Origin of the sequence: Bacillus clarus (assembly GCF_000746925.1) — a bacterium.
In the GTDB taxonomy this organism is placed as follows: Bacteria; Bacillota; Bacilli; order Bacillales; family Bacillaceae_G; genus Bacillus_A; species Bacillus_A clarus.
The window spans coordinates 4,199,346-4,217,817 of the sequence record NZ_JMQC01000008.1 but is presented as its reverse complement, the minus strand read 5'-3'; the positions used below and the strand labels follow the sequence as shown (position 1 = coordinate 4,217,817).

General features: G+C 34.3%; 20 protein-coding genes and 1 pseudogene. 8 read left to right on the top strand and 13 right to left on the bottom strand.

Annotation, left to right across the window (positions count from 1 at the left end; all coding sequences use genetic code 11):
• Positions 1-12: 12 nt before the first annotated feature.
• Together DJ93_RS22465 and DJ93_RS33305 are read right to left on the bottom strand one after the other, a co-directional pair.
• A complete protein-coding gene (locus tag DJ93_RS22465; protein ID WP_042983323.1) occupies positions 13-672 on the bottom strand; it encodes an oxidoreductase in 660 nt (219 codons plus the stop codon).
• 116 nt (positions 673-788) lie between these two features.
• On the bottom strand, positions 789-944 hold the full coding sequence (locus DJ93_RS33305; RefSeq protein ID WP_181969204.1) for a hypothetical protein: 156 nt from the start codon (positions 942-944) through the stop codon (positions 789-791).
• Between the two features lie 266 nt (positions 945-1,210).
• Between DJ93_RS33305 and DJ93_RS22460 the strand changes: the two genes are divergently transcribed.
• The 3 genes and pseudogenes from DJ93_RS22460 to DJ93_RS33880 form a co-directional block, all read left to right on the top strand.
• The gene (locus DJ93_RS22460; protein ID WP_042983321.1) at positions 1,211-2,161 is read left to right on the top strand and encodes a metal ABC transporter substrate-binding protein; all 951 of its coding nucleotides are present in this window, start codon (positions 1,211-1,213) and stop codon (positions 2,159-2,161) included.
• Between the two features lie 140 nt (positions 2,162-2,301).
• The gene (locus DJ93_RS22455; protein ID WP_042983320.1) at positions 2,302-2,772 is read left to right on the top strand and encodes a GNAT family N-acetyltransferase; all 471 of its coding nucleotides are present in this window, start codon (positions 2,302-2,304) and stop codon (positions 2,770-2,772) included.
• Between the two features lie 446 nt (positions 2,773-3,218).
• Positions 3,219-3,410 (top strand): annotated as a pseudogene (locus DJ93_RS33880) (hypothetical protein); the annotation flags it as partial.
• Positions 3,411-3,439: 29 nt separating this feature from the next.
• On the opposite strand, the gene DJ93_RS22445 reads toward DJ93_RS33880, so the two are convergent.
• Positions 3,440-4,390, bottom strand: coding sequence for a CobW family GTP-binding protein (locus tag DJ93_RS22445; RefSeq protein WP_042983319.1), 951 nt, complete (start codon positions 4,388-4,390; stop codon positions 3,440-3,442).
• A gap of 169 nt (positions 4,391-4,559) precedes the next feature.
• On the opposite strand from DJ93_RS22445, the gene DJ93_RS22440 reads away from it, so the two are divergent.
• Positions 4,560-5,462 (top strand): aldo/keto reductase, encoded by a 903-nt coding sequence (locus DJ93_RS22440; protein ID WP_042983318.1) that lies wholly within the window; start codon positions 4,560-4,562, stop codon positions 5,460-5,462.
• Between the two features lie 27 nt (positions 5,463-5,489).
• Here the strand turns inward: DJ93_RS22440 and DJ93_RS22435 are convergent, their stop codons facing one another.
• Positions 5,490-6,074 (bottom strand): GNAT family N-acetyltransferase, encoded by a 585-nt coding sequence (locus DJ93_RS22435; protein WP_042983317.1) that lies wholly within the window; start codon positions 6,072-6,074, stop codon positions 5,490-5,492.
• Positions 6,075-6,179: 105 nt separating this feature from the next.
• A complete protein-coding gene (locus DJ93_RS22430) occupies positions 6,180-7,652 on the bottom strand; it encodes a flavin monoamine oxidase family protein (RefSeq protein WP_042983316.1) in 1,473 nt (490 codons plus the stop codon).
• A 186-nt stretch (positions 7,653-7,838) separates the two neighbouring features.
• On the opposite strand from DJ93_RS22430, the gene DJ93_RS22425 reads away from it, so the two are divergent.
• Entirely contained in the window at positions 7,839-8,030 is a 192-nt protein-coding gene (locus DJ93_RS22425; protein WP_042983315.1) for a DUF3896 family protein, read from the top strand.
• Positions 8,031-8,134: 104 nt separating this feature from the next.
• Complete coding sequence (locus DJ93_RS22420) at positions 8,135-9,136, top strand: LLM class flavin-dependent oxidoreductase (protein WP_042983313.1); 1,002 nt, start codon at positions 8,135-8,137, stop codon at positions 9,134-9,136.
• Positions 9,137-9,188: 52 nt separating this feature from the next.
• Here the strand turns inward: DJ93_RS22420 and DJ93_RS22415 are convergent, their stop codons facing one another.
• The 3 genes from DJ93_RS22415 to DJ93_RS22405 form a co-directional block, all read right to left on the bottom strand.
• A complete protein-coding gene (locus DJ93_RS22415; RefSeq protein ID WP_374937163.1) occupies positions 9,189-10,136 on the bottom strand; it encodes an alpha/beta hydrolase in 948 nt (315 codons plus the stop codon).
• Positions 10,137-10,404: 268 nt separating this feature from the next.
• Positions 10,405-10,860: a DUF3939 domain-containing protein gene (locus tag DJ93_RS22410; RefSeq protein ID WP_042983311.1), complete on the bottom strand. Its 456-nt coding sequence runs from the start codon at positions 10,858-10,860 to the stop codon at positions 10,405-10,407.
• 155 nt (positions 10,861-11,015) lie between these two features.
• Positions 11,016-11,459: a Dps family protein gene (locus DJ93_RS22405; RefSeq protein ID WP_042983309.1), complete on the bottom strand. Its 444-nt coding sequence runs from the start codon at positions 11,457-11,459 to the stop codon at positions 11,016-11,018.
• A 241-nt stretch (positions 11,460-11,700) separates the two neighbouring features.
• Here DJ93_RS22405 and DJ93_RS22400 point away from each other — a divergent pair, with 241 nt between their 5' ends.
• Positions 11,701-12,741, top strand: a complete 1,041-nt coding sequence (locus tag DJ93_RS22400; protein ID WP_042983308.1) for a YkvI family membrane protein — start codon at positions 11,701-11,703, stop codon at positions 12,739-12,741.
• A 30-nt stretch (positions 12,742-12,771) separates the two neighbouring features.
• Here DJ93_RS22400 and DJ93_RS22395 read toward each other — a convergent pair whose 3' ends face one another.
• From DJ93_RS22395 to DJ93_RS22375, 5 genes are all read right to left on the bottom strand, one after another.
• The gene (locus DJ93_RS22395) at positions 12,772-13,140 is read right to left on the bottom strand and encodes a DUF3979 family protein (RefSeq protein WP_042983307.1); all 369 of its coding nucleotides are present in this window, start codon (positions 13,138-13,140) and stop codon (positions 12,772-12,774) included.
• A 268-nt stretch (positions 13,141-13,408) separates the two neighbouring features.
• Positions 13,409-13,723 carry a hypothetical protein gene (locus DJ93_RS22390; protein ID WP_042983306.1) on the bottom strand — a complete coding sequence of 105 codons (315 nt, stop codon included), beginning with the start codon at positions 13,721-13,723 and terminating at the stop codon, positions 13,409-13,411.
• 134 nt (positions 13,724-13,857) lie between these two features.
• The gene (locus DJ93_RS22385) at positions 13,858-15,810 is read right to left on the bottom strand and encodes a methyl-accepting chemotaxis protein (RefSeq protein WP_374937164.1); all 1,953 of its coding nucleotides are present in this window, start codon (positions 15,808-15,810) and stop codon (positions 13,858-13,860) included.
• A 288-nt stretch (positions 15,811-16,098) separates the two neighbouring features.
• The gene (rsgA, locus tag DJ93_RS22380; protein WP_042983303.1) at positions 16,099-17,151 is read right to left on the bottom strand and encodes a ribosome small subunit-dependent GTPase A; all 1,053 of its coding nucleotides are present in this window, start codon (positions 17,149-17,151) and stop codon (positions 16,099-16,101) included.
• A 182-nt stretch (positions 17,152-17,333) separates the two neighbouring features.
• Positions 17,334-17,861 (bottom strand): DinB family protein, encoded by a 528-nt coding sequence (locus DJ93_RS22375; protein WP_042983302.1) that lies wholly within the window; start codon positions 17,859-17,861, stop codon positions 17,334-17,336.
• A 196-nt stretch (positions 17,862-18,057) separates the two neighbouring features.
• Between DJ93_RS22375 and DJ93_RS22370 the strand changes: the two genes are divergently transcribed.
• Positions 18,058-18,405 (top strand): DUF4257 domain-containing protein, encoded by a 348-nt coding sequence (locus DJ93_RS22370; RefSeq protein ID WP_042983300.1) that lies wholly within the window; start codon positions 18,058-18,060, stop codon positions 18,403-18,405.
• Positions 18,406-18,472: the final 67 nt, after the last annotated feature.

Genomic DNA, 18,472 nt, shown 5'->3' with positions numbered 1-18,472 from the left:
TCTCGGTTTTATTTATTCTATCGTTGTAATTTCTTTCGAATTATAAATATGAATTCCAGATTCTTCACGTAACGCAGTTATATACATTCCTTTTGCAACTTCTTCAGCTGAAATTGGCTTATACTTTTTAAAAGCACCTTTAAATATAAATGGGACGATACGAGATATTCTCTCAGCCATTCTCTCTCCGAAGCGAAATTCTTGTCGATTTCCTACTAATAAAGACGGTCTAAAAATATGAATTCCGCCAATAACTAGCTTTTGTAATTCTTCCTCCATCCGCCCCTTTACTTGCGAGTAAAAGAATAATGACTTTGGATTTGCTCCCATAGATGAAATAACGAGGAAGTTTTGTACACCTTGTTTCTCAGCTAAACAAGCTGCTCGTAATGTATATTCATAGTCTACTTTTTTAAAATTCGCCTTCGTTTTTGCTTTCTTAATTGTCGTTCCTAAACAACTAAAAACATCATCTACAGCAAAAAACTCTTTATATTCCTCTAATACCGAAAAGTCCACCTGTTTTTGCTGTAATTTTTCATGTTGCCATTGCAACGGTTCCCTTACAAAAATAGTAACCGAATCGTAGTAATCTGAGTCAAGTAATAGACGCGTTATTTCTTGTCCGACTAAACCACTTGCACCAAGTACTAACGCTGTTCGTTCATTCATATATGTGCATACCTCTTTATTTACTTTTCTCTCCTTAAGCGAATACTCACTTATAGAGGTTTCCGTTATCTTATTTTACCATAAGTAAAGCACTATGCGTACGCATAGTGCTTTACTTACCCTTTTTTCTTTTCTTTTTCTTCAGATGGCAATTCTGATATTGTTGTGGCATCCCCTAAACTACTTATTAATCTTTTTAAAAAAATTAAAACAAAAGATAATGGCAAAACTACCGCAAGTATCAATAAAACTGCCTCCATGATGTAACCCAAGCGCTCATCCCCTTTTTTCTCCTCCCCTCAATATATGAAAGTAGCATTGTCACATATGCAATAATAATAAAAATTAATACCCTTCTTTTTGACAACTTTATAACAAAAACAAATCGTAATGATTATTATTTATTGCAACTTTCGTAAAGATGTATTATACTAAGTTCGCAAACTAAAACGTAATTATTCCGTTTTGTATCAAAACGATATTTTCTTCTTATATTTGGAGAAAATAGATTTATAAAAAAAGAAAAGAGGAGAATTACATGCATAAAAGATTAGCACTATTTTCATTCGTACTTATTTTCACACTCATTTTTGCTGGATGTTCTAATAAAAAAGAAGGCTCTGCAAAAAAAGATGGAAAACTTTCTGTTTACACAACTATTTTTCCACTTGCTGACTTCGCTAAAAAAATCGGCGGTGACTATGTAAATGTAGAAGCAATTTATCCACCTGGTGCAGATTCTCATACATTTGAACCGAGCCAGAAGCAAACGGTACAAGTTGCAAAAGCTGATTTATTTGTTTATAACGGCGCAGAATTAGAACCATTTGCTGAAAAAATGGAAAAAACATTAAAAAAAGAAAATGTTAAAATCATAAATGCATCTAATGGAATTGAACTTCGTACTTCATCCGAAGAAGAACATCATGATCACGGAGACGGTCATAAAGAGGAAGAACATCATCATGATAAAGATCCACATGTTTGGCTAGATCCTACACTTGCGATGAAACAAGCAGAAAAAATTAAAAATGCTCTTGTAGATTTACAACCTGAGCATAAAAAAGAGTTCGAAAAAAACTTTGCAGCACTACAAACAAAATTTACTGATTTAGACGATCAATTTAAAGCTGCTGTTGCAAATGCGAAAACAAAAGAAATATTAGTTTCCCACGCTGCATATGGTTACTGGGAACAACGATACGGTCTTAAACAAATACCTATCGCCGGAATCTCTGCTTCTGATGAGCCATCTCAAAAAGAGCTTGCTGACATTACAAAAATAGCAAAAGAGCACGGTCTAAAATATATCTTATTTGAAACATTCTCTACTCCAAAAGTAGCATCAGTTATCCAAAAAGAAACAGGCACGAAAATTTTACGCTTAAGTCATCTTGCTACAATTTCCGAAGATGACGCTAAGAACAATAAAGATTACTTTACGTTAATGGAGGAAAATGTAAACACCTTAAAAGAAGCTACAAACTAAATAACCACATTTTCTAGACAGCTGAATGATATGTTCAGCTGTCTTTTTATAACTCTTCAGCTTGACTTGATTGAAATAACAAGTAAAATTATCCATATTAGCCTTAAAAGCTATACTAATTTAGAAGGTGAGTTGGAACTATGAATCTTCACATCTGTGAAGTAACAGCAAATAATTGGCGTTCAGTCGCTGCTTTAGACGTAGCAAAGGAACAGCAGTACTTTATTGAAAGCAATGCGTTTTCTTTAGCAGAATCATTATATGAAGAAAACGGAACGTCAGTAGGCTTATATGATGGCGAAACACTTGTAGGATATGCAATGTATGGTTGGTATGCAAAGAAGTATGAAAGCGTATGGTTAGATCGTTTTATGATCGACCAACATTTTCAAGGAAATGGATATGCAAAACATTTTCTACGTCTATTAATTCAATATTTACAACAAAAATTTCAATGTAAAAGAATTTATTTAAGCCTTCATCCAGACAACAAATTAGCAATGGGGCTCTATGAATCATTTGGATTTCGCTTAACAGGTGATATTGATGATGATGGACCAGTTGTAGGTGTTGTAATGGAATTACTTATAGATAAAAATGCTAGCCTGTGAGAACAGGCTTTTTATTATACTCTCATTTGTTGATTACTACTACGTTTTCTATTTCTAGCTTCTTCCCCTTATATTCTTCATTCTTACATTCTAGTATTATCTCAACGAAATGGTTGTTTCATTGCATAAAGACATAACTTTGGCAAAATATATAAAGATTCAACATGATTTTTAAGTGAAGATTACATAATGAAAATATTAAAAACATTATTCACCAGTATTACAGCTATTCTCATCATACTTATCTTTTCTTTACTCCAGTAGCAGCAAAAGTTTAGGCAGATATTGATGTCGTACGCCAAAAAACCATTACATTTGTTCTTATTCACGGAGCCTGGGGTTATGCAAGCTACTGGGACAAAACGACCGATGAATTAAAGCCATAAGGACATAAAGTTTATGCGCCTAACTTACCTGGACACGGAAAAAATAAGAATAAAGCTGTAAACCATTCTGATTATGTAAAAGTAGTCGTTAATTATGTGATGGAACGAAATATTAAAGATTTTGTCTTTATTGGACATAGTTTTGGCGGGACTGTTATTTCTAAAGTTGCGGAACAAGACGATCATACGACAATGTTCCATACGAAACTTGCAATTGTAGCAAGGGAACTCGTTGAAGCTGAGATAGACTAATAAAAAATAAGCCTGCATAAATTGCAGACTTATTTCACGCATTCTTGAAAATGCTCTTGGAACCATTCTTTATTAATATCTCTTCCGATGAAAACTACTTCACTTACTCTCGTTTCTCCCTCTTGCCACTCTCTATCGTACGAAGCAGCAAATAATGTATGAACACCTTGGAAAACGATACGTCGGTCTACTCCATCAATGGATAAAATGCCTTTATATCTATATAAATGCTCCCCTAATTCTTGAACGACAGCAGACATCCATTCATTTAATTTTTGTAAGTCTAACGGACGCTCTTCACGTAATACAAATGATTTTACACCTTCTAAATGATGATGTTCTTTATGCGGATAAATCTCTAACGTATCTCTCGTTTTAAATGTTTGAATTTGCAACAAAGAAGGAATATCCACTTCACAATTTGTTGTTGGAATTAGTTTCGCAGTTGGATTAATCCCCTGCAATTCAATAAGAAGTTTCTCTTTTTCCTCTGCTTCAATTAAATCTAATTTATTTACTAAAACGACATCAGCAAAAGCAATTTGTTCTTTCGCTTCTAACCCTTTTTCAAAATGTTTATGTATATGGTAACTATCTACAACCGTTACAACACCGTTAATTTGGTATGCAGATTGAATGACTGGATCTAAAAAGAACGTTTGAATAATCGGACCTGGATTTGCAAGACCTGTCGTTTCGATTACTAAACCATCAAAATCCATTTTCCCTTCCGCTTTTACATCCAGTAATTGTTTTAATGCAACAAGCAAATCTTCACGCACTGTACAGCATAAACAGCCGTTCGTCATCTCCATAATTTCTTCTTCAACATTCATAATCAATTGATTATCAATACCAATTTGTCCTATTTCATTTACAATAACCGCTAATTTCTTACCGTGATCCTCAGATAAGATACGATTTAATAGCGTTGTTTTCCCAGAACCAAGAAAACCAGTTAAAATTGTTACTGGAATCATTTCTTACATCTCCTTATAGCTATATATCTCTACATTATATCATACAGAAAAAATCATTTATTGTAGCAAAAACATATTTATTGTATGTGCAACTCGATAAATATATAATAATATCTAGCAAGAAAGCCTTTTCAAAAATAATATCATTCATCAAGGGGGTCTACTTACAATGGAACGAGTTCAAATGGCTAATAATCTTGAGTTTTCTCGTATCATTCAAGGATTTTGGCGTTTAGCAGAATGGAATATGCCAAAACAAGAATTACTTTCTTTTATTGAAGCTTGTATGGATATGGGGATCACTACTTTTGATCATGCTGATATTTATGGAGGATATACGTGTGAATCCTTATTCGGGGAAGCATTACAATTAAAACCTTCGTTACGCGAAAACATGCAAATTGTTACAAAATGTGGAATCGCTCCCGCATCACCAAAATTTCCAGAGCGATATGTTGGTCACTATAATACAAGTGCCGAACATATTGTAAAAAGTGCAGAGAATTCACTTAAAAACTTACATACAGATTATATTGACTTGCTGCTCATTCATCGTCCTGATCCATTTATGGATCCAAATGAAGTAGCAGAAGCTTTTTCACACTTGAAACAAGATGGAAAGGTTCGTCATTTTGGTGTATCTAACTTTTTACCTTCTCAATTTAATATGTTAAGTTCATATTTAGATTTCCCACTCATTACAAATCAAATTGAAGTATCTGCAATGCATCTTGAACATTTTGAAAAGGGTACAATTGATTTATGCCAAGAAAGAAGAATCAATCCGATGATTTGGTCTCCTCTTGCTGGCGGAGAAATTTTCACTAGTCAAACTGATCGCGCCGTACGTTTACGTGAAACGTTACAAAAGGTGGCTTCAGAATTAAACGTTGACAGCATTGATACTGTAATGTATGCATGGCTCCTTGCCCATCCAGTCAAGATGATGCCAATCGTCGGTTCTGGTAAATTAGATCGAATAAAAACCGCTGCTATGGCAACAGAATTGAATTTAGACCGCCAACAATGGTTTACTATTTTTGAAAGTTCTAACGGGCATCCTGTGCCGTGATATACAATAAAAAGAAGAGCTACTACTTTATAGCTCTTCTTTCTCATATCTATTTCTCGTCATAGCGAACACACATGTATCTCTTAAGCCATTTCCATCTACCGCCACACTACTGCTTTCTAAAATACCTTCTAACTTAAATCCTAATTTCTCTGGTATCGCTCTACTTTTCACATTTCTTGAATCACAGCGAATTTCTACCCGGTTTGCTTTCAACTCAGAAAAAGCATACTCCAAAATTCCTTTTGCAGCTTCAACCATGTAGCCTTTCCCGCTAAATCGTGTATCAATCCAATACCCAATTTCAAACTGCGGTATTTCCCAATTAATTCGATGTAATCCCGCAGAAGCAATAAATTCACCTGTTTCTTTCGAAAACACTAGCAATCTTAAATCTTCTCGCTGTAAAAATTGAATATGTGACCTTCTAATACTCGCTTCTATTTCTTTCTCTGTTTGCTCTTTTTGTGCGAAAACCATCCAAAGTTTTAACTCTTGCATGGATGCCATAATTGCTTCATATACGACTTTTCCATCCCCTGGTTTGGGCATTCGAATAAACAGTCTATCTGTGTAAAATTCAGAAGGAAAATCAAGTAATAACGGATTCAATATAAACACTCCCTATTATTCTTTTGTATATAATAATATCTATCTCAAACTATATAGTAAACATATTTCCGAATTTTAAGTATATTCGGTTTCAAGCTCAGTTTTTCATATGACTAACTCATTCACTTCTACTGCCACACGAATTCCTGATTCAATTGCCCCTTGTATCCATCCGTGATATAGCGTCGTATGATCTCCCGCAAAATAGATTTTCCCTTCAGGTTTTACAATAGCTGGCTGCAGTTCAGATTCTTGACCAGCTTGAAAGAGTGCAAACCCTCCTAACGCATATGGATCCAATGTCCAGTTTTTTGCTATTCCGGACATGAACTCATCATATACTTGCCCCCCTAATATTGTTGCTAAGTTTTGTAACGTATAATAGATGCGGTCTCCTTCTGATAATCCATCCCATAATAATGCATCATAAGACCACGTATAACTCCCAAGCATCATAGCTGGCCCTTTTGAGCCGATTCCATAACTCGGATAATAGGCATAACGAATAGGCAAATCCGTTATAATTCTACCTCCTAATTGTCCTTGCTCTTCCCAAAAGCGACTTTTAAATTGAATTCCTATTTTTGTAGCGGGCATATAATGTAGCTCACGAATTGCTTTCCATTTTTCATGAGATACAGAGTCAAATGGATCAATTTCTACAAATCTCATTGTCGAAAACGGAATTGTAATAATAACAATATCACCTGTTATACTAGTATATTCAAAAGTCTCCTCACTCCGATAATAAGCAGTAACACCATTATCATGCTGATGAAGCTTCATTAATTTCTGATTATAGAAAATGTCTCCTTCTAATTGAGGTAAAAAAGCTTTTGGTAACTTATCATTCCCTCCATTAATTTCACAAAAACCGCTTTCTTCCTGCATTATATATATAAAGCGTAACGTTTCCACAAATGACCTTTCTAAAAAACCTTCTAAATCTAAAAGTACACCTATCATCTCAATCGTTACAGAGGAAAAATACGTATTATACTGATAAGGATGATACTTTAAAAACTGTCCTGTGGAATACTTCCCAAAATCTTTTTCAACGACTCCCCAATTCTTCTTTGGGTTTCTTTTAATAAAATTAATAATTGGTTGTACTGCTAACAGCAATAACTCTTCCGATGTTTTCCCTTCTTCATTCATTGCAACAGGATACCTTAAAATACTCGGATTTTTTTCATATTGTTGTAACGTCGTTTTCCGACCATTGACATAAATAATATCTGTTTCATTTCGATTAATAAAAGGGCTCACCTTTAGCCCAAATTTTCTTATATATGCCATCGTTAATATATGCGAATACGGAATACGCATTGCTCCGACATCTAAATATAATCCACTATCCTCCATTCTTATCGTCTCAATCCGGCCTCCTACACGATTATTTGCCTCAAAAATTTTCACTTGATGCCCTGCATTTTTAAGTAAAGATGCCGATACTAATCCGGATATCCCAGCTCCAATTACAACAATTTGTTTCGGACGGGTCGTCTTTGGCAATCCCTTATCAATAATCGTTAGCATTTCATCTGCCTTCGTATCAAATTGCATATCCTTTTGCACACTCCCACCCCTTACTTCATAAATGCGAATTAGTGGTTTAGTGCATTTTATTCACAGGCATAGTTAAACATAACACATCAATAATTTGAATATTCACTAAAAATACACAAGGCACAGCTCTCAATCCTCTTCTTTCTTCATATAATAAAAATATGGATAGTAAATGTAAGGAAGGGATTGATACAAATGAAACGTACTTACGACTATCACGCTACGAAAAAACATTTAGAATTAAAAAAGCAACAATTATGTAAAAAACTCTCTAGCGTTAAACTAACTGAAGAAGAACGTAATCAACTAAAGATGGAAATTGATAACTATGAATATATTTTAAATTTAGTCGAGATGAATCATTACGAACGCGGGTTTTCTCGTTAAAAGCGGATATGACAACATCCGCTTTTTTATTTGAGCATATCCTTACGCATTTTTCGTAAGTAAATATATAATAGAATGTACATTGAGATTGAGAGGTATATTTTATGATAAAATTAAGTGTTTTAGATCAATCGTCCATTTCTGATGGTAGCACAGCAGGTGAAGCTTTTTCACATACAGTAACACTTGCACAAGAAGTGGAAAAACTAGGATTCACACGCTTTTGGGTATCTGAACATCATAATTCTGTAAGTTTAGCTGGTTCAAGCCCTGAAGTACTTATTTCTCATATTGCAGCGAAAACGAATCGTATGAAAGTCGGTTCTGGTGGTGTCATGCTTCCTCACTATAGTTCATATAAAGTTGCGGAGAATTTCCGCGTCTTAGAAGCACTTTATCCAAATCGCATTGACCTTGGAGTTGGTAGAGCGCCTGGTGGCATGCCAATAGCTACTCGCGCTCTTCAAGAAGGAAAAATGGTCTCGCTCGATCAATATCCAGAGCAAATCCAAGATGTAGCAATGTACTTACATGATAAAGTACCTGAAAATCATCAATATGCGAATTTAAAAGCTACTCCTATAGTTCCTACAGCCCCTGAAATGTGGATGCTCGGTTCTAGCGGAGAAAGCGCTATGATTGCAGCAAAACATGGGGCTTCTTTTGCATTCGCACAGTTTATTAACGGATATGGTGGCCCTGAAGTCATGAAAGCTTATCAAGAACAATTCCACCCTTCTTTTTTAGGCGACAAACCAAAATCAATCGTTGCCATTTTTGTAATTTGCGGAGAAACGAATGAAGAAGCTGAAAGAATTGCATCTAGTCTAGATTTATCAATCTTATTACTAGAACAAGGAAAACGGACAACCGGTACTCCCTCCATCGAAACTGCTCAAAATTACGCATATAGCGCTTATGATCTATTCCGTATAAAAGAAAATCGTCAAAGAATGATCGTCGGTGACCCAACATCCGTTAAAGAAAAAATCTTAAACTTAAGCGAAGCATATACTACTGAAGAATTTATGATTGTCACGATTACTCATCAATTTGAAGATAAATTAAAGTCTTATCGCTTATTGGCAGAAGCCTTTAATTTATAACATAAAAAAGGAAGCACACCCTATAGGATGCGCTTCCCCTTTCACTATTTTCTTATCCATTTTTACCGCTTATATACTCCACAGCTTCTTCTAATAACTCTTCAAAACCCTTAGGGTAATCATGGTGTAAGCCAGGAATGACTTTATACATATGCTCTACATTTTTCTCTCTTAATAATCGGATAAATTGCTGCGTACATGCAAAACAATCTTCATCTTGATCACCACATATAATATATCCCTTTATCCCTTTATCCTTTAATAAATCTATCAATCCATACCATTCTTCAATTTCCGGAAGCCACGGTGCTGCAAAAATAAAACCGTTCACTTCTATTTCTCCATGTAATATCGCATGTAATGCAACTCTTGCCCCAGCAGAAAATCCTCCAATAATTATATTTTCAAATGCATTACTATTATTATTTGCAATAATTTTATCATAATGCTTCTTTACTTCTCGTGAACCTTTTTCTATATCATCCCAAACATATCCGTCAGAAAATTGAATTTGTGAAGACTGTGGTAAAGCTAACGCATAATCTTGCAGTAAAACGGATTCCCAATATGGTTCTACTATCTGTATATTTTCTTGATCACCATGCATTGTGATTAGTAAATTTTTATTTTCCTTATTATATATATATTTCAAATCAGCTTGTTCCGATTTCTTTGCTAATTCTTCTCTTTCTCTACACAGCTGAACCATTTGATGAAACTCTTCAAATTTATGGAGTGGTTTTAAATCATCATCGGCAATTAAATACTCATATCCATACCAAAATTTATTTTCTATAATTGCTTCTTTCATGATTTGAAGTGCTTCTTTTTCAAGACCAGATGCGCTTGCTAATGTGTATTTAAAGTTATATATTTGCGCTTGATTTCCTATTATCCCCCTAGCATTTCTCATTATATAATAGTAAGCCTCCAAGCTATCTTTCTGCGAATAACACTCTAAAGTTTCATTTAACAAGTTAATATAAGTCAAATTACTCATCAATACTTTCCTCCCGTAACCTTTTAAGAAATAAGAATTTTTTTAATAATCCATAACCATTCTAAGGTCACGGTATGTATGCTACTGAATTAACAATAATACCCTCTACTCTTAGAATGATATTTAAAGGTTGAATTATAATTCCTCATCATACATCACTCCTCTCTGTCTATTAGTTACAATTAAATAAACTGAAAAATCAATCTATATAACCCGTATTTCCTTTTAAACAAAAAAAGACAACAATATATGTATTGTTGTTTTCATTCTATCCATCATTCTGTTTTTTCTTATCTGGTTTACTCGAAACTAAATAATGCTTTTCTGAAATATATAAATTTTTCTTTAATATTCGATCTAAATACGGTGCTAGTTTTATTCCACATATGAGGCGATCTTCGTCATCTTCCACAATTGGAAACATTTCTTTTTCTGTTACATATTGATCTACTGCCTTTTGTACGAAATCAATTTCTTTAACCAATTCTAAATTTTCTTCTGTATGTTCAAATACCTCTAGCGTTTCCTTCGTAATAAGAAATAGGTTTGTTGGAAATGCAGGTAAATATGGCTTCAATAAATCATAATTCACGGTATAATCATCATTTACTAATACAGTATAAACAATATTTGCGTTTGTCTCTAGAAACTTAGCCATCGCTTGCTCTAGTTCATCTTTTGTAATGCACCTCTCCTCTTTTGCACTTTTGAAAAAGCGAAACATTGTATCGCCTCCTTTTACTATATTATATCATAAAAAGAAAACTGAAAAATCACAAAAACCCCCTATTAAAAGAATTTTTCAATAGGGGATTCCTTTTATTTATACAAACTCACTCACTTCAAAGTAGAATCAAAAAATCTACTCGACGTTCGTCTTTATTTTAAGAATGCACTTAGCATCCACACATGTTGTTCTAATGTCGTATGAATTGCTAATAACATATCAGCTGATGTTTCATCTCCAGCTTCCTCCGCTACTTCCATACCTTCTTTTAATTCTTGAATAAGTGCGGAAAAATCATTTACTAAAGCTTGTACCATTTCTTCTGCTGATTCTTTACTTGTCCCTTCACGCACAGTAGATGATTCTAAGTACTCACTCATTGTCGCTAATGGTTTTCCTTCTAACGCTAAAATACGTTCTGCTAATTCATCAATATATGTTGCTGCTTCATTATAAAATTCTTCAAATTTTTCATGTAATGTAAAGAAGTGAGGCCCTGTCACATACCAGTGATAATTATGAAGTTTCACATATAACACGTTCCAGTTTGCTACCTGCTTGTTTAATACTTCAACAACATTTGTTTTCGTACTCACCCAATCCACTCCTCTTATCATTTTAGAATTATTCTCTTTTAATAATACCATTCTATTGTACCATACATTTCCTGCTCTTCCAAAACATTAGCTTATATGTCACAAAGTTTTAACAACATTAATATTTCCCCATTATCGTAAAATTCATGTATCCTTTCAATCACTTCACATGTCTAATTGTCCAAGCTCACACATATGCATAGTAGTAAGTCAAACTCATCATAGTAGAAAGAGGGATGACATGGATAATCAACAATGGCGAGTAGCAAAAAAAGTTGCTGCCACTTATATTGGAACTGTCGTTGGAGCTGGGTTTGCTACGGGGCGAGAAATTGTTGAATTTTTTACAGTTAATGGACTGTACGGGACAATTGGTATATGTATAAGCGGATTTTTTTTTATTTGGCTAGGTACGAAAATGATGTTACTTTCTTCACAAATCGGTGCATTTTCATCCAAAGAATTCAACAAGTATTTGTTTGGGGATGTATTCGGAAATGTTGTGAACACTTTATTATTGCTCGTATTATTTGGTGTAACGAGCGTTATGTTGTCAGGTGCAGGGGCAGTGTTTGAAGAACAACTCCGTCTTCCAAGACAACTCGGTATTTTCATCACAGTCATCGCCTGTCTCATTATTGGCAGTCGTGGATTACAAGGAGTTTTTGAGGTAAATACACTTGTAGTTCCTATTATGATGATTTTCATTATTGGGCTTGCTATCACAACCTTTATTCATGGTACACCGCCTGTCATTAATACGATCCCTACAGAAAATTGGAATTTAAACTGGATTACTAGCCCGATTACATACGTCGCCTTAAATCTCTCTCTTGCCCAAAGTGTTCTCGTCCCCTTAGCAAGTGAAGTAAAAGATCGAAAAGCCATTTTATGGGGCGGTATTTTAGGAGGTGCAGGGCTTTGTTTTATTTTACTATGTAGTCATTTAGCGATTCTATCAGTGGAACAATTTTATCAATACAATATTCCAATGGCTGAAGTAGTACGTAGGTTCAATGCAACTTTTCATTTTTTCTTTGTCCTTATCATTTTTGGTGAAGTATTCACAACATTAGTTGGCAATGTGTTTGGAATGACAAAGCAAATGCAATCGATCACCGGCTGGAAAAATAATCATATTATCTACTTTATTTTACTAATTAGTTATTGCTTTAGTTATATTGGCTATAGTGAACTTCTTCATATTTTATATCCTATCATTGGCTGGGTGAGTATCATTTTCCTTCCAATCCTTGCATGTAAACAACTCCAAAAAACATGAAAAAGCACCCGCATTTTCGCGGATGCTTTTTCATTCACAATCTTCACACATTTCCCAATACGGTCCCATTTCTATCGCAAGATATGGTTTTAATTGTAAGCGAATCATTCGGCTTGGTATACGTTCTAAAACAAATTGAATGCCATCTTCCTCTTCATCTAATTCCACTTTTGAAATAACAATTCTTTGCATAATAGTAATGGGATTCCCATCTTTATATAAAGTGATTTTCACCTCGTCATATTCATTAAAATACACTTCAACACTCATATTCTCTTTTAATATTTCATCAACAATTTCATATTTATCATTTTGTTCCTGGATTATATATTTCCAGCCGCCTCTTCCTGCTTCTAGTGGAGCAACTTGAAATAATGTCATCAAATCCTCGTATAGCATAAGATAACCCCTCTCTTACTAAAAAACAATGAGTATTTTCTATACCCTTTATCTCTATCACTATCACTATCACTATCACATTTATTGTACCATATATCGTGAATCTTACCCCATTCATTTGCTTCATACCATATACTAAACTGACTTTATGTACATTATACACTTGCAGCCCTTCAAACTTTTCACTTAAAGTATGATATAAACTAAATCTTTACTACTCGTCCAAAGACAAAAGAAAAAGGAATGAGTGGTCTCATTCCTTTTTTCACTAAAATACTTTTCCTGTCGCCGCTAAAGCTAAAACAACAATTAAGCTTGCGAATAATAATGAAACAATAAAACTAAAAATCGGTAATACTTTCTTTTCATTCTTCTTAAATAATAATCTTAAGCTAAGAATAATATTTAATGGTACAAATATAAAATAAAAATATTTAACAATCTGTAAGGTACTGCTTGAACTATTTGAAAGTGTTTTACATACAAACACTTCAACTAAAAAAACAATAAAAAATGCAATACTTAACCAAAACGAGACATAACTAAGCCAAGAATGTCTTTTCGTTCCCCAATACACTCTCATAATGATCTCCTTTTATAAATAGTCTACTCTATTATAATTACACACACTCTTAACAATTTCCTTTATTTTTCGACAAATAAAAAGGGAGCTGTCTCTATAGCAATCAAGCTATCGTTGAGACAGTCTCCTCTTTTTTACATTTTAAACCTTTCAATCAACATTTGTAGCTCTTCAGCCATTTGTGATAATGTACTGGCAGCTGAACTAATCTCTTCCATAGAAGCTAATTGTTCTTCAGCTGATGCCGCAACATTTTGTGTGCTCACCGCATTACTCTGCGTTGTTATTGCAATTTCACTAACTGATATAGAAACATCATTTGCTCCTTTAGACATTCCGTTTGCAGTTTGTACCATCATTTTAATTTGTTCTGCTATTTCATTTGTAGCGTGCAATATTTCCGCAAAATTCTGTTTCGTATCATTCGCTATTATAATACCTGATTGAACTTCTTCATTCACATTCCCCATGAACTTCACAGTCTTATTCATATCGGCCTGTATTTCATCTATTAATTTACCTATCTCACTTGATGATACACTAGATTGTTCCGCTAATTTTCGTACTTCATCAGCTACAATAGCAAATCCTCTACCATGCTCACCTGCCCGCGCTGCCTCAATTGCCGCATTTAAAGCAAGCAGATTTGTCTGATCAGCAATATTTTGAATGACCCCTAAAATATCACCAATTTGTTTCGATTTATCATTCAGTAATTGAATAACAGTGTCTGATTGCAAGACAGACTCTGCAATTGACTGCATTTGATTCACTGTTTTTTCTACAAGTGTTCCGCCATCCTCAGCTTTTTCGCGAGTATATGCAGAAGCATTACTAATGGAAGAAAAACTATTTGCTACATGTTGAATTCCCTCTGTCACATCATGAAGTAACATCGCTCCATTTTCAACGCTCGCAGTTTGTGTAGTTGCTCCGCTTGACACTTGATCCATCGCCATTGTAATTTGTTCTGTTGCCTCACTCGCTTGCCTCACACTTGCTGTCAACTCTTCAGATGCAGCTGCAACGTGTCCTGCTGAAGTGTTAATTCTACCAATTAATGTACGCAATGAATACGTCATTTCATTAAACCTTTTAGCAAGCTGACCAATTTCATCATTAGAATGGATTTCAATTGTTTTCGTTAAGTCCCCTTCACTTATTTCTTTAGAAGTTACAACTAACCTCTTTAAAGGCTTCGTAATAGACAGCGTCACAAAATAAATAAGCGCTCCTCCTACAACTAATGAAATAAACATAACAATTAACATATTATAAAATATAGGCTGAGCGGCTTCAACGACCTCATTTGAGTACATCGTCCCAACAATTTTCCAACCCGTTTTTAAATTTGTAGCAAATACCATTTTCTTTTCGCTACCGTCATAAGAGTAGGAAAAAGTCCCACGGTTATCTTCGTACATTTTCTTCGCCCAAGTATCAGCTGCTTTATCACCTGATTTTTCTTGCGGATGAGTAATTATTTTCTGCTTATCGTCTAAAATGATAGCATATCCTTTTTTACCAATATTGATTAACTTTGTTGTTTTTAATAAATTGTCCAAGTTTAAATCTAAACCTACAACACCATTTTTATCTTCTGTTTGCTTTGCAATCGTTACTACAATATGTCCATTTCCTTTTGCTATATACGGTTCTGTTACAATGATTCCACCTTGCTTACTCACTGCATCTTTATACCAAGGACGTGTCGTTGGATCATAATCAGCTGCCATTTGTATATTTGGTTCCTGCACAAATTCCTTATCGTTTCCTGCAACATATACTTGTTCAACACTTTTATTCAAATTACTATATCGAAATAACAATTCCCTTAATTCATCTTGATTATCTCCTTGATACATATCACCATGAATCACTCGTGCAAAGTTGTTCACATCATTAAATTTTGCCTCAATCATTTGGTTGATTAAGTGATCTAATATTTTAATGTTATCATAAGCACTACTCATAATTTGTGATTCAACATTCTTTTTAGCCGTTTGATAAGACATACCACCAATAATAGAGACAGCCGCAATTAAAATAATAAATAATGAAATTAATAACTTCTGAACAACTTTCATATTCCGAATAAAATGTAATACTTTACTCACGAAACTCCTCCTTCAACACTGAAACTAGATATACAAATTAAAAAATAATAAAAATGCGATAAACTTTACCTTTCATTAGTAAAAGCCGATCTTCATCCCAACTAATTATTCGTTTTCACCATACAACCACCTTTACGCAATTTTCGATTCATACATTGTAAAGTTTAAATAATTAACATCCATTTGTCCATATATATCAATAATAACATTTCAATATTTGTAAATAAAAACAACCAAAGAGAGTTTCTCTTTGGTTGTTTATCCATTCTTTTTATGTTGTTTTGCAATCTTTTTCCACTTATCCCGCTCAGCTCGTGCGAGTGCAAGATTTTGCTTTCTCATGACATATGCCAATTCTTTCTCCAACTTCTTATAATTTCTCAAACGATCGCCAGCTAAAATCCCGTTCTCAATAGCTGTTTGAACAGCACAGCCCGGTTCACCTTCATGCTTGCAATCCCGAAAGCGACACGCTTCAGCGAATTCTTCAATATCAGAAAACGTTGCCTGAATCGCATCATTCCCTTCCCAAAGCTGAAGTTCTCTCATTCCGGGAGTATCAATTACTAACCCACCATTCGGCAATTGAAATAACTCACGATGAGTAGTTGTATGTCTTCCTTTACTATCTTCCTCACGTATATCACCGGTTTTTGCAACCTCATTTCCTACTAATGCATTTAACAAAGTAGATTTACCTGCCCCCGAAGAACCGACTAAAGCGATTGTTTTTCCTTGTGCTACGAACTGCTGCAATGATTCGATACCCAAATAGTCAAGACTATCAACTGCAAAGATAGGAACACCAATCGCTACCGCTTCTGTTTCTATTATTTTTTGTTCCACTTCTTCGCATAAATTACTCTTTGTTAAAACAACAACCGGCATCGCTCCACTTTCATAAGCTAACAATAAATAACGCTCAATTCTTCTCACATTAAAATCATGATTAAGAGCATTTACTAAAAAAAGATAATCCACATTTGCCGCTATAATTTGCTCTACAGTTCGATTGCCAGCTTCTTGCCTAGAAAAAGAGCTTTTCCTTGGAAAAACACGATGAATAATTGCTTTTCTCTCTCCTTCTAGCTTCTTTATATACACCCAATCACCAACTGTTGGATAGTCACTCTTCGTTAACGCTTCGTGACGAAACTTTCCAGATAGCTCTGCTAAGTATTCGCCGTCATTACAAATAATCCGATAAATATGTTTATGCTCAAGTAAAATCCGTCCTACTTCATAGTTCTCTAGTATTTGTTCCTCAAAAAAAGCATCCCAGCCAAATGTTTCTAAAAGATTTTGATTCAAATTTATATCCTCCCTAGTTTGAACTTAGCGGAAGGATTGTGCGTTCCCTTATACAGTCCCGCCCTTTCCAACCACCTTTGTATTTGGTTGATTGTTCATATAAGTCGTTTTCGCCATAATACATCACCCCGTCCTTATTTTAATTACTCTCATTATATGGAATATCTTTCAAAAAAGCTACCTTATTTAACGCAACTTTCAGATATTTTATTTTTTATCATTCTAATTTGTCCTCGATGACTCATTTCATCTTCTAACACATGGAACCATAAGTAATATTGATTATACGCTACACCATTCGGCCATGTTTTTTCTGACATTAGCCATATATCATCTTTTTCTCTCAAGTACTTTAGTGATTCTTCTCGAACTTTATGTAAAAGTTGTACATAATACTGTATGTTATAACCACGAATACCTTTCCCCGCTTCACCTAAATACAGTGCATCTTCCCATACTTCTAATTCTTCTTTCGTGAAATCACGATTTTGAAAAGAAATAAGCTGATGAACCTTTTCTATAGCCGCAATATGCTTTAGTAAAGCACCGATTGAATTCCCACCAGTTAGCATAATAAAATCTAGTTGCTCCAATGTTAAATCATTTATTTCCTGTAACGTAACCGCTCTCGTATGTTCCAGCATACTCAAAAGTTCTCCCATACTCCTTGTATAACCCTCTACACTTCTTATTCGATAATCGATATCCATTTCACGCACCCCTTTCTCAATTTATATTAATGAAATCGTCCTTCCATTAATAGACTGAATTTTATCAGACTTTTCTGTTATAATGAATTTGAACAGACGTATAGCCAGAACAAATTTTCTCAATGTGCTTATATACAATTTAAAAAGGAATATATAGTTAATAAGCGAATCTTATTCACTAAAAGGAGTGGATTTGATGGAGATGTATCAATGGCTAACTGCTGTTCTTGTTGGTGGCGTTACTGGTTTCGTTTCCCATCTGATCAATAACCAAGGCAAGTTATTGCTTCCACGCCGTTTAAAAACTTTTTTTCACTTCGGATTTTTAACTGATATATTTACTGGCAGTCTCGCAGCACTTCTTGGACTCGTTTTATTTGATGTCACTACAATAAAGGAAATTATAAAAGTGGCTATTGTAACTGCTATTTCAGGCCAAACGTTTTTACTTCATCAAGCACTTGGTGGTGAGCAGGCTAAAAATACGCAAATTGGGAAAGCTGATGAGAAAATTCAAGAAATTGACAAATTATTGCGACGTTAATCTATACTTTCTTCAAAAATTATTGTTATAATGAGAAATAAATATTTTCTATTGCGTCGTTTGTCAG